A 12,620-nucleotide genomic window follows, 5' to 3' on the forward strand; every position below is an offset into this window, starting at 1 on the left:
CGTCCTTGACTGGTGCGGCGGTTAGGCTTTTTCAAAACCGCGCGCGATTTCATAGTCGGTTACAACCCGGTTGAAGTCTTCAATTTCCCATTCTGCCGCGCGGGCATAATGGTCGATTACCTCGTCGCCCATCGCTTCGCGCAGCATGGCTGATTGCATCAGACTGTCGCGGGCGTCCCGCAGGCTGCGCGGGATGTGATGGGCTTCATCATCGCTATAGGCGTCGCCAGCAAAGGCGGCGGGCAATTCAAGCTTTTCCTCGATCCCCTTGAGACCGGCAGCCAGCATGGCGGCAAGGCCGAGATAGGGGTTCATATCGGCACCCGGTGTGCGACATTCAACCCGCACCCCCTTGGTGCCATCGCCACAAAGACGGAAGGCAGCGGTGCGGTTGTCGACAGACCAGACAATTTGGGTAGGCGCAAAGGTGCCTTTGGCAAAGCGTTTGTAGCTGTTGATGTAAGGCGCCAGAAAATAGGTATAGTCGGAGGCATATTTGATCAGCCCGGCCATATAATGATCCATCAATTCGGACTTGGCGAGAGGCTTTGAGGGGTCATAGAAGGCATTGTCCCCATCCTTCCAGATCGACTGGTGAACATGGGAGGCGCTGCCGACGCGGTCCTGATGCCATTTGGGCAGGAAACTGGCGGCCACTCCATGCTGATGGGCGATTTCCTTGATGCCATGCTTGGCGATGGTGTGATGATCGGCGGTCGCCAGAGCCTCGGCATATTTGACATTCAGCTCTTCCTGACCGGCTTCGGCTTCGCCTTTCGAGCCTTCGATCGGGATGCCCATCTCGCGCAGATGATTGCGGATCGGGCGCATCACAAACTCTTCCTTCGAGGTCTGGAAGATGTGGTAATCCTCGTTATAGTTCGAGATCGTTTCCAGCTTGAAGCCGTTGCGGGCAATCTCATCATGGGTGCCGTTGAAGAGGAAAAATTCAAGCTCGGTCGCCATCACGGCATCAAAGCCAAGGGCTTTGGCGCGGGCGATCTGCTTTTTGAGCATTTCACGCGGGGCGTGGGCCACTGGTTGGTGGCTGTGATGGTCGATCACGTCACACAGCACCATGGCGGTGCCCTCCAGCCACGGCATCGGGCGGATTGTGCTGAGGTCGGGTTTCATCACATAGTCGCCATAACCGCTTTGCCAGCTCGTCGAGCGATAGCCGTCCGGGGTCGCCATGGCCAGATCGGTGGCGAGCAGATAGTTGCAGCAATGGGTTTCATCCTCGGCAATGTCGAGAAAGGCCTCGGCATGGAAGCGCTTGCCCATAAGGCGGCCCTGCATGTCGACCATGCAAACCAGAACGGTATCGATGCTTTTGCCAGCAATGGCTTGTTTCAGTTCTTCAAAAGTCATGGCGTGCTTTCCATAAGGGAGCCGAAGGCGGCGAGCCGCCTTCGGTGACACTCATCAGGAGTAACGATAAGGACGGCCGGCTTTTTGCATGTCGGCGTTGTATTTCTTGATGATTTCAACAACCTTGGCCTTGGTTTCGGACTCGGCTGCGATCTCATCCCAGAATTTGACAGCGGCTTCTTCAACCTGCGCCCATTCGGCATCGGGAATGGAGGTCAGTTTCATCTTGGTGCCATCAACGCGCAGGGATGCTTCACCACCCCAGTACCACCACTGACGGTAATAGTGAGACTGGTCACAGCAGACGCGGAACAAGGTCTGGAGATCTTCCGGCAACTCGTTCCAGCGGCCCATATTGGCGAAGAAGGAGCCAGCCCATGCGCCGGAAATGTTGTTGGTCAGGAAGTAGTTGGTCACGTCTGCCCAGCCAACGGTGTAATCTTCGGTGATGCCGGACCATGCGATGCCGTCAAGCTCGCCGGTCTGGACTGCCACTTCGATGTCTTCCCATGGCAGGGTGACTGGCACCACGCCAAACTGGCTGAGGAAACGGCCAGCGGTCGGGAAGGTGAAGACGCGCTTGCCTTTGAGGTCGGCGAGCGAGTTGATTGGATCTTTTGTGGCGAAGTGGCAAGGATCCCAGGAACCGGCGGAGATGTGCTTGACGCCGACTTTGGAATATTCCGCGTCCCAGATCTCATTCAGGCCATACTGGTTGAACAGCACAGGCACGTCGAGGCTATAGCGCGAGGCAAAGGGGAAGTAGCCGCCGAACACGGTCACGTCGGTTGGCGATGCCATGGAATCATCGTCAGACTGAACCGCATCAATGGTGCCGCGCTGCAGGGCACGGAACAGCTCGCCGGTTGGGACCAGCTGATCGGCATAGAAAAGCTCGATCTGCATGCGGTCGCCAGCGATCTGGTTGAACATCTTGATGGCTGGATCAATCACGTGTGCTGCCAATGCCGGACCGGCATAGGTCTGCATGCGCCATTTGATGGTGCTGCTTGCGATCGCTGGAGCTGCCAGAGGCGCGGTGGCCGCACCGATTGCAGCTGTCTTCAAAAAATTACGTCTCGAGGTAGTCATCGTTCGTCTCCGTTAAGGTGATTGCGGTTTCTTTTTCAGAAACTCTTGGGGTTTATTCGGTAGATTGCTTCAGGGTCTTTTCTTGTTATTGGCTTTCAAACGCATCCTTACTTGCCATAGACGGTTTCGGGCAGCCACAGAGCGATCTGTGGGAAGACCATGATGATGGTCAGGGCAATGACCATGACGACCACGAAAGGCAGGATGGATTTGTAAATGTCGCGTAGGCTAATTTCCGGTGGCGCCATGGCGCGCATCAGGAACAGGTTATAGCCGAAGGGCGGCGTCATATAGGCGATCTGGGTGGTGATGGTATAAAGCACCCCATACCAGATGAGATCGAAGCCCAGAGCTCCGACCAGTGGCACATAGAGCGGGGCGACAATCACCAACATGGCGGTGTCATCAAGGAAGGTGCCCATCAAGATGAAGCTCAGCTGCATCAGGATCAGGATCATCCAGGGGGACAAGCCCATTTGTTCGGTGAAGAGATTGTCGATGGCCTTCACGGCCCCCAGCCCATCAAAGATCGCACCGAAGCCAAGGGCGGCCAGGATGATCCACATGAACATGCAGGAAATGCCCAGAGTCTGACGGGTGCAGGTCTGGAAGATTTTCCATGTCATGCGGCGTTTGAGGATTGAGGCCGCGAGTGCGGTGAGAGCCCCAATGGCAGAACTTTCGACCAAGGAGGTCCAGCCATTGACGAACGGCACCATCATGGCGGCGAAAATGGCCAGTGGCAGGACACCCGCACCCAGCAGGCGCAGTTTTTCCTCGCGCGGCACGTCGGTGGCGTCTTTCAAGGCCGGGCCAAGCTCGGGCTGGAGACGGCAGCGGATCCAGATATACAGGATGAACATCGCCGCCATCATCAGGCCGGGTAGAATGCCAGCCAACCACAATTGACCGACCGGCTGACGGGCAATCATCGCATAGAGGACCAGAACCACCGATGGGGGCACCAGAATGCCAAGTGAGGAGCCAGCCTGAATGACCCCTGTGACCATGATCTTGTCATAGCCACGGCGCAACAGCTCAGGCAGGGCGATGGTGGCCCCAATCGCCATGCCAGCAACGGACAGGCCATTCATCGCTGAGATCAGCACCATCAGGCCGATGGTGCCCATGGCGAGGCCGCCATTCACATTGCCGAACCAGACATGGAACATGCGGTAAAGGTCGTCCGCCAGACGGCTTTCAGACAGCACGTAGCCCATGAAAATAAACATCGGCAGGGTCAATAGCGGATACCATTTCATCAGCTTCATGGCGGCCGAGAAGGGGATGTCCTGCCCACCGGTGCCCCAAAGGGCAATGGCGGAAATGGCCGCGATGGCCCCAATCGCGCCAAAAACGCGCTGACCGGAAAAGAGCATCAGCATCATCGATGCAAACATGAAAAGGGCGATATGCTCCTGGCTCATTCTTTGGCCTCCGGAATGGTGTGCCCGTTGAGACGCAGAATGTCTTTGCAGAGCTCGGAAATGGATTGCAGGAGCATCATCAGGATGCCGATGATCATGATGGCCTTGATGGGCCAGGCATAAGGACGCCAAGCGGTGGAGGAGCGTTCAAGGCGGCCGATTTTCTCGCTGCCATCGATCAGGCCCAGAAAATAGTCGATCGGCTCCATGCCCCAATAGCCCAGCGAATAGGCTGTCGAGCCAAGCGCGCCATAGAGCAGGACACCGAGATAGAAGATCAGGAACATCACCGTGAAGCAATCCACAGCGGCCTTGCGACGGATGGTCCAGTCCCCATAGAAGAGATCCATGCGGACATTGGAGCCCATCAATAGAGAATAGGGTCCGCCCAGCATATAATAGGCGACCATGGCGAACTGGGCCATTTCCAGCGTCCAGAGCGATGGTTGGAAGAAGGTCTTCGAGATCGAGGACCAGAGCAGGATCGCCATCAGGACAAACACGCCATACATCACGAAACGGCCAACGCGGAGGTTGAAACCGTCAATGATGTCGACGAAGCGAAGAAGCGGTGTCATGGGTGTCATGGGGACACCTGCCTTAATCGTTCAAGAGCCTCTTGGGAGCGGAGGATGGAACGGGAGAGGTGATTTGCCATTGTGATTGCTTTTTCTTTTGTATTGATCAAGTCGTTGCGGATTTCGATCATTGTCGAATCCAGCCCATGGTCTTCGCCATGTTTTCTCAGACTGTAGGTGACACCGTCGGTGGCGTCATAAGGTTGGTTGAGGGCGGTCATGAATTGCCCCTCGGCGGTTTCGATGGATTGCATCGCTTCGCTGAAGGCGGAGGACTTGTCGAACAGGAAGCCGATTTCCACTTCCCGGCGGCCGCCATGATAGATTGGCGTGAAGCTGTGAATGGTCAGAATGGTCAGGGCATCGCCAACGCGCTCGCGCTGGGTGCGCACCAGTTCCGCTGCGGTGTTGTGGAACGGGTTGTGAATGAGGCCGAAACGGTTTTGGCGTTCGCCATCGGTCAGATCTTCATTGCCCGGAACGGCGAAAATTTCACTCTTGGCGGGCATGGCATCGGGGGCTTCGAGCGGGCGGTTGCAATCATAGACCAGACGGGAGACGCCACCAGCCACCAAAGGGGCATCAAGCAGGTCGGACAGGGCTGTGGCAACATCCAGCGCACCGATGTCCCATGCAGCATGGGAGGTGGCGGTTTCGGTGTCTATTCCTAATCCGTTGAATTCAGTGGGAATATGCAGGGAGGCATGCTCGCAAAGCAACACAAAGGGCGCGGATCCTGTTGTCCGATGCAGATGAACTGGCGACCAAATGGCTTCGGGCATTCTACTTACTCCCTGTTAACTTCTGTAAAGAAAACTACATGCCGGGCACCAGTGTCAATTTTTTTCTGTATTTTTTTCTACATATTTGAGTAAGATGTAGAAATGAAACAAAAGACCAAGAAGGACATCATGCTTGTTCGTGATCTGATTGAGGCGCACAAGGCAGACCTGACCCCGGCGGAGCGGCGGCTGGTGCCCTACATCAAGGACGACTCGCTGGCGATTGAATTGAAGTCGATCACCAAGCTGGCCGAAGCTGCGGATGTGTCCACGCCGACCGTCATTCGCTTTGCGCGTAAGCTGGGATTTGACGGGTTCCCGGATATGCAAAATGCCATCCGGACCGAGCTGGCCGAGCGGATCAAGCAGCCGCTTGCCAAGTTCGAAACCAAGCTGGGTGCGGAGCATGAGCGTCACATTGTCAATCGCTTCACCATGCATGTGGTGGAGAATGTCAACCGGACGATGAACCAGCTTGATTATGAATTGTTCGACCGTGTTGCTGCGCTGCTGGCAGACACCGACAACAAGATCTATCTGCGTGGCGGCAAGATTTCCCAAGCAAGTGCCTTTCATTTCTTCAATCACCTGCAGATCATTCGCCCCAATGTCTCGATGCTGGGGGCGTCTCCAAGCGTCTGGCCTCAAACCTTGCTGGATATGGATGACAGGTCTGTTCTGATCCTGTTTGACATTCGTCGCTATGAGCAGGAGCTGGAGCGTCTGGCCTCATTGGCTTCTTCTCAAGGGGCGAAAATCGTGCTGTTCACCGATCAGTGGGGTTCGCCGATCGAGGGCATTGCCGATCATTGTTTCCGGGCCATGGTGGAAGCGCCGTCCAGCTGGGACAGTACGATCGCCATCAATCTTTTGGTGGAAGCGATGATTGCCCAGATCCAGATCCTCAGCCCGGACAAGAGCAGCAAGCGTATCCGGGAAATGGAAAATATGATCGGCGTCACTGAAATTTTCCGCAAGGCCTGATTTGCCAAATCCACCTGTGCTGTCAACTCTGCAAACACCTGGAACCGGGCAAAAAAGCACCCCGCCAGATGGGCACTGACGGGGTGAAGAGCCTCCATTCCTTGGGAGTGCTCTTGGGAGTGGAGAGGCTGGTATGTTAGCCGATGGTGACCCAAGCGGCATTGGCTGCAGACGAACGAACGCAGGCGTCGATGAACTGGACGCCTTTCAGTCCATCCTGAACGGTCGGATAGGTTACCGCCGGATCCGGCGCTGAGCCGTCCCGTTTGGCCAGAATGGCCGCTGCGGCTTCGCTGTAGATGTTGGCAAAGCCTTCCAGATAGCCTTCCGGGTGACCTGATGGGGTGCGGCTCATGCGGGCGGCGGCATCGCCTGCGCCTGCGCCATTGCGGGTGATCAGGCGTTTGGGTTCGCCAAACGGTGTGTACCAGAGATAGTTGGGGTCTTCCTGACACCATTCCAGTCCGCCCTTGTCGCCAAAGACGCGCAGTTTGAGGCTGTTTTCGCAGCCCGGAGCGACCTGACTGCACCAGAGCATGCCACGAGCCCCGCCCTTGAAACGCATCATGATATGGCCATTGTCATCGACCTGACGACCCGGCACGAAGGACTGCAGGTCTGCGGCAAGGCTTTCCAGCTCCAATCCGGTCACAAAGCTGGCGAGATTGAAGGCGTGGGTGCCAATGTCGCCGGTCGATCCACCCGCACCGGAACGGGCGGGATCGGTCCGCCAAGCGGCCTGTTTGAAGTCGGCAAATTCGGTCAACCAATCCTGCGGATATTCCACCTGAACCACACGGATGGTGCCAATATCGCCATTGGCGATCATCGCGTTTGCCTGCCGGATCATCGGGTAGCCGGTATAATTGTGGGTCAGGATGAACAGGGCGTCGGACTGTTCGGCTTCCTTGACGAGCTTCTCGGCCTCTTCCAGCGTCGAAGTCAGGGGCTTGTCGCAAATGACATGGATGCCTCGGCGCAAGAATTCGATGGCCGCGGCATAGTGCATATGGTTGGGCGTGACGATCGATACCGCCTCAATGCCATCCTCACGATTGGCCTCGATTTCTGCCATGAGGGTGAAATTGTCATAGCTGCGCTCGGGGTCCAGCCCCAAAGCCGCAGCTGAAGCATGCGACTTTTCCGGGGTCGAGGAGAGGGCGCCTGCAACCAGCTGGTATTTGTCGTCAATGCGTGAGGCGATGCGGTGCACACCGCCGATAAAGGCGTCGTTGCCGCCGCCCACCATGCCAAGGCGGATACGGCCTCCAAGGCTCTCATTGCGTCCGGTGATGGCCATCTTAATTCTCCAGTCCGAGCATTTTGCGGTTCATGGCTTCGTCGGTGCCACCGTCGGCAAAGTCGTCAAAGGCTTTCTCGGTGACGCGGATGATATGATCCGTGACGAATTGCGCGCCTTCACGGGCCCCATCTTCGGGATGTTTGAGGCAGCATTCCCATTCCACCACGGCCCAGCCATCGAAATCCATGGCAGACAGCTTTGAGAAGACCGCGCCGAAATCAACCTGACCATCCCCAAGGGAGCGGAAGCGGCCAGCCCGATCGACCCAACCCTGATAGCCGCCATAAACGCCCTGACGGCCGGTTGGATTGAACTCGGCATCCTTGACATGGAACATCTTGATCCGGTCCTTATAGATGTCGATATTGTCCAGATAGTCGAGGCATTGCAGGATATAGTGGGACGGGTCATAGAGCATGTTGGCGCGGGAATGGTTGTTGACCCGCTCAAGGAACATCTCGAAGGTCACGCCGTCATGCAGGTCTTCGCCCGGATGAATTTCATAGCAGAGATTGACATCGCACTCATCGGCGAAATCCAGCAGGGGTTGCCAGCGGGCTGCCAGTTCGTCAAAGGCGGTTTCCACCAAGCCAGCCGGGCGCTGCGGCCATGGATACATATAGGGCCAGCAAAGGGCACCGGAGAAGGTGGCGTGATTTTTGATCCCCATCAGGCGAGAGGCCATCAGGGCCTTCTTGACCTGATCGACAGCCCAGAGCTGGCGGGCCTTGGGATTGCCCCGCACTTCTGGGGCGGCAAAGCCATCGAAGGCTTCGTCATAGGCGGGATGGACGGCAACCAGCTGGCCTTGCAGGTGGGTCGACAATTCCGTGACTTCGACACCGGCTTCTGCAGCAATGCCCTTGAACTCATCGCAATAATCTTTCGAGCTGGAAGCCTGTTCCAGATCGATCAGGCGACCATCCCAAGAGGGGACCTGAACGCCCTTATAGCCGCAATCCGCCGCCCAGCGGGTGATGTCAGCCCAGCTGTTGAATGGTGCTTCGTCCCCGGCAAACTGTGCCAGAAACAGCGCTGGACCCTTGATGGTTTTCATGGCTTTTTCTCCCAAGATCTTTGGCGCCTTCATATGGTGGCGCGCCTGCCTTACATGCCGTACACCTGTATCCTTGCCATGGCAAGGTGGCGGGCCGGATCGGAGCCGGAGCATGATTTGCCCCGGCTCTGGTTTGTTTGATGTCTATTTCTTAGAATGGGGAATCCGGGAAGTAGAAGTCTTTCGCATTGTCCTTGGTGATCAAGGTAGCGCCCAGAATGTAGCGACCAGCAACCGGACCATTGGACTTGAAAGCTGCAACCGTCACGTCCATCGCGGTGGCGATCATTGCGGGTGGATAGAGCACATCAACCGGCACCAGTTCGTTGCCATCCATGACGCCCTTGATGGTTTCTTTCATGCCAGCACCGCCGACAACGAACATGCCATTGCCATCACGACCAGCCTGCTTGAGCGCGGCGACCACACCGATGGCAATGTCATCATCCTGTGCCCATACAGCGTCGATGTCCGGGAAGCGGGACAGGAAGTCCTGCATCACTTCAAAGCCATCATCGCGGTTCCAGTTGGCATGCTTGTGATCGAGCACATTGATGCCGGTATCCTTGATGCCTTCCATGAAAGCGTCGAAGCGTTCATTGTCGATAATGGTTGGAATGCCGCGCAGGATAACGATATTGTCGCCGGATTTCAGACGTGACTTCATATATTCGGCAGAAACACGACCCATTTCAGGGTTGTTGCCGGCAACATAAATGTCTTCGATGCCCGGTTGGCTCAGGCCGCGATCCACCACGGTGATCATGGCGCCGGACTTCTTGGCATTGAGCACCGGGTCGGTCAGAGGCTCGGATTCAAAGGGCAGGACGACCAGAGCGTCGATCTGATGGACCGAGACCAGATCCTCAATCGCTGAGGCCTGCTGGCTTGGATCCGGCGAGTTGACCAAGATGAGATCAACGTCGGGATAGAGGGCTTCGAGCCGCTCTTCGGCCTTTTCAGCATGCCAGTTCATGCCAGCCGCCCAAGCATGGGTCGGGGTTGGATAAGATACGCCGATCTTGATCTTGTCGGCGGCGAGAGCCGTGCCAGCGAGCATCATGGCTCCGGTCAGCGCGGCGGCGAATAGGCTTTTTGGTGCTTTCATGGTTTCCTCCCAGAATTGCAGAAATGCGCCAGTATAAAGTGGTTCAGGTCTTGAGCAGGGGGCGCTTTGGCCTGCAGGCTCGTTCGAGAGCAGGCGTTGCGTTCCCAATGCCATCCCGCGAGGGGCGGGGTGGCGGTCTTTTCGTGATCGATTTGGGGTCGATGCCGGGGATCGATCATCGTGGTCCGGTCAGGCCTTTTTCTCCTTTTTGCGGCCAAAATTGCCGCGTTGGAGCCAAACGGCGGTGATGATGATCAGGCCTTGCATGGTGCCGTTCAGATAGTTGGAAATCATGTCGGTGAAATTGAGAATGTTGCCGATGGTGGTCAGGATCAGGGCACCCAGAATGGTGCCGCCAATCCGGCCATAGCCGCCTTTGAGAACCGTACCGCCAATGATCACCGCAGCAATCGCTTCCAGCTCCCACAACACACCGGTCGACGAGGAGGCCGAGCCAAGACGTGGCACATAGATGATCGTGGCAAGCGCCACGCAAATGCCCTGAATGACATAGGTCCAGGTCTTGATGCGGTCGACCTTGATGGCGGAATATTTGGCCACAGCCTCATTGGAGCCGATGGCCGTGCAATAGCGGCCAAAGGCGGTCCGGTTGAGCAACACCCAGCCAATGATGGCGACACTGATGAACACCCAGACCGGGATGGGCAGGCCCATGAAGCTGTCATAATAGACCGGGCGATAGGTGCCGCGGATGCCATAGTCCAGCGACAGGGTGCCGCCATCGGCGAAATAGGTGACCAGTGAGCGGAAAATGCCCATGGTGCCAAGGGTTACGATGAAGGCTTCTATTTTGCCCTTGGTGGTCAGCAGTCCGTTGACCAAACCGGCCCCAAGCCCCAGCACAACCGAAATGGCACATCCAATCAGCACTGTCGTGATGCCTGTACCCGTGATGGGGACGAGCATGTTCATGGTGATGATCATGACGCCCGCAATCACCGCAGCCATTGAGCCGACCGACAGATCGATGCCTCCCGATGTGATCACGAAGGTTGCGCCAACGGCGATGATGCCGATGAAGGCCGAGCGCGTCAGCAGGTTGGTGATGTTGCCCTCAGACAGAAAGGCACTGTTGAGCGAAAACCCGATGACACACAGCAAAAGCAGCGCGATCGCAGGTCCAAGGGTTTTGAAGTCTGTCGCAAAAGGCAGGCTTTTCGCCTTTTTGCCCGCAGGATTGTCTGTCATGCGCTGGCCTCCTCCTTCAAGCCGGCCGCAAAGCGGACTATTTCATGTTCGTTGATAGCGTCGCCGGTGAGCTCTCCCGTGATGCGCCCTTCGCGCATCACAATCACCCGATGACAGATCCCGATGATTTCGGGCATTTCCGATGAGATGACGACGACCGACATGCCTTCGGCTGCCAGTGCCGCGATGAAATGATAGATTTGCTGTTTGGTGCCCACGTCGATGCCACGGGTCGGCTCGTCGACAATGACAATGCGTGGGTCGCATTCCATCACCTTGGCGAGCAGCAATTTCTGCTGGTTGCCGCCGGACATTTCCGAGATTTTGCAGTTGGGGTCGCGGGCGCGGATGTCGAAGCGGCGGATGCCACGGCGCAGGGCCTGTTCTTCCCCATTGCGGTCGAGCAGCAGGCCCTTGATGAATTTGGGTAAGGCAAACAGGGTTAGGTTTGGCTGCATCTGCTTGTCAACCAGCAGCCCCTTGCCCTTGCGGTCTTTGGTGAGATAAACGATGCCAGCATTCCGTGCGTCGGCGGCAGACCGGATATGGGCGTCCTTGCCAAACAGGGATACATGGCCAGACGTCATGGGACGCAGGCCGCAGATGGCCTCGAACAGTTCCGTTCGGCCAGAGCCGATCAGCCCGGAGAAGCCCAGAATTTCGCCTTTACGCAAGGAAAAAGAGGCTCTTTTTACCAAATCAGTGCTCAGTCCCTTGACCTCAAGCACACGCTCGGCGTCGAAATCCGCTTCGGACATGGGCGGGAAAAGATCGGACAATTCACGCCCAACCATCATTTGCGCCATCGTGTCGAGGGTGAAATCCTCTGTCGGTTTGGTGGTGATCCACTGGCCATCACGCAGGATGGTGATGCGGTCGGCGATGGCGGCGACTTCCTTCAATTTGTGCGAGACAAACATGACCGCCGTGCCTTGCGCCTTCAACCGTTTTACCTGTTTGAAGAACAAAGCCGTCTCCGCCTCGGTCAACACGGCAGTCGGCTCATCCATGATCAGGATGCGAGCGTTGCGGCTCATCGCCTTGACGATTTCGACCATTTGCTTCTGGGCAATCGACAGATTGGAAATGCGATCGTCAGGCGAGATGTCGAGGCCAACTTCAGTCAGCATCTTGAGAACCTGATCATGCATCTCGGCCCGCTTGAGAAAGCCCTTGGCAATCTGCTCGCGTCCCAGGAAGATGTTCTCTTCAACCGTCATCTGTTCGGCGAGATTGAGCTCCTGATGGATCAGGACAATACCCAGCTCTTCCGCTTGCCCGTTGGGGGGCAGGGTGATCGGTTCCCCGTCAAGCAGGATGGTGCCAGAGGTCGCGGGATGAAAGCCCGAGAGGATTTTCATGAGGGTGGATTTGCCTGCACCATTTTCGCCGATTACAGCATGCACTTCGCCTGCTCGAATGTCGAAATTGATAGAGAACAGGACAGGCACCGAGCCAAAGGATTTGCTTACCCTTTGCGCAGCCAGAATCGGAGCGTCGTCAGGACACTTTTCCAACACTTGCTTTCCTCCCTAGCACAAGCGTTTGTTCAGCCTTTTGGGCTGATTTTGGTCAATGTAAACCTTTTCATAATCGATGTAAACCTTTTCATTGTTCAAAATGGAGCGTAGAGTGGGGTGCGAAGGTCGGTGTTTGGTGGACCGGGCGGTGTAACTTCTCTAAACTCCACCAGCTTTGATATGCCGACA

General features: G+C 56.5%; 11 protein-coding genes. 1 reads left to right on the plus strand and 10 read right to left on the minus strand.

Features of this window, described 5'->3' with window-relative positions; translation table 11 throughout:
* Positions 1-21: 21 nt before the first annotated feature.
* From DSD30_RS16135 to DSD30_RS16155, 5 genes are all read right to left on the minus strand, one after another.
* Positions 22-1,371, minus strand: coding sequence for a glutamine synthetase family protein (locus tag DSD30_RS16135; protein WP_114010740.1), 1,350 nt, complete (start codon positions 1,369-1,371; stop codon positions 22-24).
* Positions 1,372-1,425: 54 nt separating this feature from the next.
* Positions 1,426-2,463, minus strand: coding sequence for a TRAP transporter substrate-binding protein (locus DSD30_RS16140; protein WP_114010741.1), 1,038 nt, complete (start codon positions 2,461-2,463; stop codon positions 1,426-1,428).
* 107 nt (positions 2,464-2,570) lie between these two features.
* On the minus strand, positions 2,571-3,890 hold the full coding sequence (locus DSD30_RS16145) for a TRAP transporter large permease (protein WP_114010742.1): 1,320 nt from the start codon (positions 3,888-3,890) through the stop codon (positions 2,571-2,573).
* Positions 3,887-4,468, minus strand: coding sequence for a TRAP transporter small permease subunit (locus DSD30_RS16150; protein ID WP_114010864.1), 582 nt, complete (start codon positions 4,466-4,468; stop codon positions 3,887-3,889). Before DSD30_RS16150 ends, DSD30_RS16145 begins: the two co-directional genes overlap by 4 nt.
* Before the next feature lie 5 nt (positions 4,469-4,473).
* Entirely contained in the window at positions 4,474-5,250 is a 777-nt protein-coding gene (locus DSD30_RS16155) for an N-formylglutamate amidohydrolase (protein WP_114010743.1), read from the minus strand.
* A gap of 102 nt (positions 5,251-5,352) precedes the next feature.
* Here DSD30_RS16155 and DSD30_RS16160 point away from each other — a divergent pair, with 102 nt between their 5' ends.
* Positions 5,353-6,234 (plus strand): MurR/RpiR family transcriptional regulator, encoded by an 882-nt coding sequence (locus DSD30_RS16160; RefSeq protein WP_198662990.1) that lies wholly within the window; start codon positions 5,353-5,355, stop codon positions 6,232-6,234.
* 136 nt (positions 6,235-6,370) lie between these two features.
* Here the strand turns inward: DSD30_RS16160 and DSD30_RS16165 are convergent, their stop codons facing one another.
* The 5 genes from DSD30_RS16165 to DSD30_RS16185 form a co-directional block, all read right to left on the minus strand.
* Positions 6,371-7,534 carry a Gfo/Idh/MocA family protein gene (locus DSD30_RS16165; RefSeq protein ID WP_114010744.1) on the minus strand — a complete coding sequence of 388 codons (1,164 nt, stop codon included), beginning with the start codon at positions 7,532-7,534 and terminating at the stop codon, positions 6,371-6,373.
* A 1-nt stretch (position 7,535) separates the two neighbouring features.
* Positions 7,536-8,594, minus strand: coding sequence for a sugar phosphate isomerase/epimerase family protein (locus tag DSD30_RS16170; protein WP_114010866.1), 1,059 nt, complete (start codon positions 8,592-8,594; stop codon positions 7,536-7,538).
* Between the two features lie 151 nt (positions 8,595-8,745).
* Positions 8,746-9,702, minus strand: a complete 957-nt coding sequence (locus DSD30_RS16175) for a substrate-binding domain-containing protein (protein WP_114010745.1) — start codon at positions 9,700-9,702, stop codon at positions 8,746-8,748.
* 189 nt (positions 9,703-9,891) lie between these two features.
* A complete protein-coding gene (locus DSD30_RS16180; RefSeq protein ID WP_114010746.1) occupies positions 9,892-10,911 on the minus strand; it encodes an ABC transporter permease in 1,020 nt (339 codons plus the stop codon).
* On the minus strand, positions 10,908-12,431 hold the full coding sequence (locus DSD30_RS16185) for a sugar ABC transporter ATP-binding protein (RefSeq protein WP_114010747.1): 1,524 nt from the start codon (positions 12,429-12,431) through the stop codon (positions 10,908-10,910). Before DSD30_RS16185 ends, DSD30_RS16180 begins: the two co-directional genes overlap by 4 nt.
* Positions 12,432-12,620: the final 189 nt, after the last annotated feature.

Origin of the sequence: Cohaesibacter intestini, assembly GCF_003324485.1 — a bacterium.
GTDB classification, from domain to species: Bacteria; Pseudomonadota; Alphaproteobacteria; order Rhizobiales; family Cohaesibacteraceae; genus Cohaesibacter; species Cohaesibacter intestini.